Here is a 2403-nt window from a genome sequence, read left to right as displayed (position 1 = left end):
ATGGATATACAGCTAAGGGGCCGAGGCCGTCTTCATCTTGTAAGATTACGCCCCCTCGCACTGTTTGCGCGCATGAGTTCCCTGCGCCCTGTCGCGAGCGGCGCAGCGCATTCGCAGCGCAAATTCCAAGACCCCTAAATCCGTTCCATGGCCAACAAGTTCGAACCGTTAATCACCGTTGATGAGGTGCAGGAGATCCTTGCCGAACCCAAGGAAACCGTAAAGCCGATTTCGTGGATCCCGAAGCCCGCCGCCAACAACATCCAATGGATCGAGTTCGCCAGCGCGTGCAAGGTCAAGGGCGACGCGCGGGACGACGTGATTTTCCGGGTGATCTACCGCGGCGCGCGCACCGCCGTGCATGGCCAAGCCACGATCTTCCTGACGGAAGCATTCAGCGCCAGTCTTTTTGTCGGCCCGCATCGGGTATTTGGCGTGGACACGGATGAATCCTTCCACACCAGCCTGGTCGGCGTGGGCCGGCCGCAGTACCGCAAGCCGCTTGCAGACCGCAGCCACGAACATATCTGGGTGGACGAAGGCGAAGGCTATGCCGAACCCGTCGTGCCCGCCCTGCACACTATCGGCGCGCTGATGCAGTACTTCCTGCCGCGGGCGAACCTGACCCTTGCCGGCGGATTTGCGCATCCCCTCAAAGGCCGCCAAATCGAATTGATCCTATGAGCACTTTTCTGGAAGCCTCCGGCTGGACCGTCCTGCCGGCCGGTGAACACGCCATACGCGCGGTGTCCCCCATGACGCTGGGGCTGGACGGCCAACACGCCGCCTTCTTCATCGCGCACCCTGACGACACGTCGTTCTATCTGACCGACGCCTGTGAGACCTCGATGCACGCGTCCAGCTACGGCATCGAGGTCGGGGCCAAGCGCATCGACCTGCTGAACGAAACCCCCGGCGTCAGCCTGGCGCATTTCGACCGCGACGGCGCCATCGTCGCCTCGGGCCCCAATGAACAGTTGCAAGAAGCCCTGTGGGACGCCGTGAAACTGGCCATGGCCTTGTCGTTTCAGTGCGCCAAGTGGATGCCCCGATTCAGCCAACTGCGGTTCCGCGCCCAGGTCGGGCGCGCGCTGGCCGAAGGCGTGGGCGCGAATCGCATGGTCAAAGGCGCGCGCGCCAAGGGCAGCAGCGGCCATACCGCGGACTTCGCGTTCGCGGTTCGCGCGGCCGGCAGCACGGCGCTGACGTATATCGAACCGATCGCGCTCAAAGCCGGCAAGAAAATGGATTGGACGCAGGTCTACCAGACCCACGGCAAGATGTCGGATGTGAAGATGGCGGACGCGCGCAATTCGCGCATGGTCATCCTGGAGGACGGCGCGTCGGCAGAAGAATTCAAAAAGGCCGTAACCATCCTCGAGCAATCCGCGACCGTGCAGACGCTGGCCAAAACACGCGACTGGCGGGACGTCTTTTCCGGCTAGGACGGCATGTTCGTCAGGCCGTCGACGATCTCGCGGCCATGCAATATGGCCGCGTGCACGGCTTCTCGCGGACTGAAGACGAAACCGCCCTCGGCAAATCGGGGGACCGGGTATTCGTCGCCGCCTTCCAGCACGGCGCCTGCCTGAACCACCATTACCGATGCGACGAATACGGGGCCGCTGGGTAGCGCCGGAACTTCAGCGTCCTCGCCCCGGGAGACCTTGGCTGTCAGCCGGTATCCCTTGTAGATCAAGTTGTTCTGATGCACTTCGGATGCCCTCTTTCTTCAATCGAGCATACCGCGCCTGTTCATGACAGTTCTGATATGTTTTGTAACGCGGGCAGAGACTAGAAACATTGTTGCACCACAATAAGTGCGTCCCCGGTTCTCAACAGACAAGAATCCCGGCGAGCAATCCGCCGCATCGGTAAGGCCGATGCGGCCTGCGGCGTAGCGGGGCACACGCCGGAGCCCCACCCTGCTGCCGGATTACGGGGATTTCCCTAGGTCGTGTTGCGAAAGTGCATCTTCGGACGCCGTCATGCCCGTTGCCCGCCGGTAATCGGCCAAGGTCCAGCCCCGCCCCAACAGAATCATCCGGGTGTGCAGATCTTCCTGCACACGGGGCGGCACGGTGGGTCCCAGGTAGCGCAACTGCTTGCGCCGCAGGTCCACATAGCCCAGCTCGTAGTGCCGAGCCAACCCGATCCATAGCCGGTGCGCCCCGGTGGATTGGCGGGCGCCGCTCATGATGCACAGGCCCGCGTCCAGCCCCCAGCGGTATACCGCCGTCGCCAGCCCCATGCCTTGATAGGGCGCGGCGTATTTCGAATGCGGGGCGCGCACGTACGGGTCGGCCCGCCTGCCCACTTCGATGAGCCGGTTGAACACCGTGTAGCCCGCTACCCGGTCCCGCCGCAGATCCATCACATACACGTAGTACTCGCCGTCGGCGT

Annotated in this window: 4 protein-coding genes; 2 read left to right on the top strand and 2 right to left on the bottom strand. The window is 63.0% G+C overall.

The genetic code is table 11. The features are described 5' to 3' along the window. The first annotated feature begins 147 nt into the window (after positions 1-147). Both ACE039_RS29220 and ACE039_RS29215 read left to right on the top strand, forming a co-directional pair. Entirely contained in the window at positions 148-684 is a 537-nt protein-coding gene (locus tag ACE039_RS29220; RefSeq protein ID WP_485824080.1) for a hypothetical protein, read from the top strand. Continuing rightward, positions 681-1445, top strand: coding sequence for a DUF1828 domain-containing protein (locus ACE039_RS29215; protein ID WP_448711566.1), 765 nt, complete (start codon positions 681-683; stop codon positions 1443-1445). The genes ACE039_RS29220 and ACE039_RS29215 overlap by 4 nt, the downstream gene beginning before the upstream one ends. Here the strand turns inward: ACE039_RS29215 and ACE039_RS29210 are convergent. Further along, on the bottom strand, positions 1442-1714 hold the full coding sequence (locus tag ACE039_RS29210) for a hypothetical protein (RefSeq protein ID WP_448711568.1): 273 nt from the start codon (positions 1712-1714) through the stop codon (positions 1442-1444). The genes ACE039_RS29215 and ACE039_RS29210 overlap by 4 nt on opposite strands. Before the next feature lie 222 nt (positions 1715-1936). Continuing rightward, positions 1937-2403 (bottom strand): N-acetyltransferase (locus ACE039_RS29205; protein WP_485824079.1); only part of this gene is annotated, 467 nt, incomplete at its 5' end.

It is taken from the genome of Achromobacter maghribensis (assembly GCF_057334215.1).
Note: the sequence above shows the minus strand (reverse complement) of the source record. Positions and strands in the feature narration are given on the sequence as shown.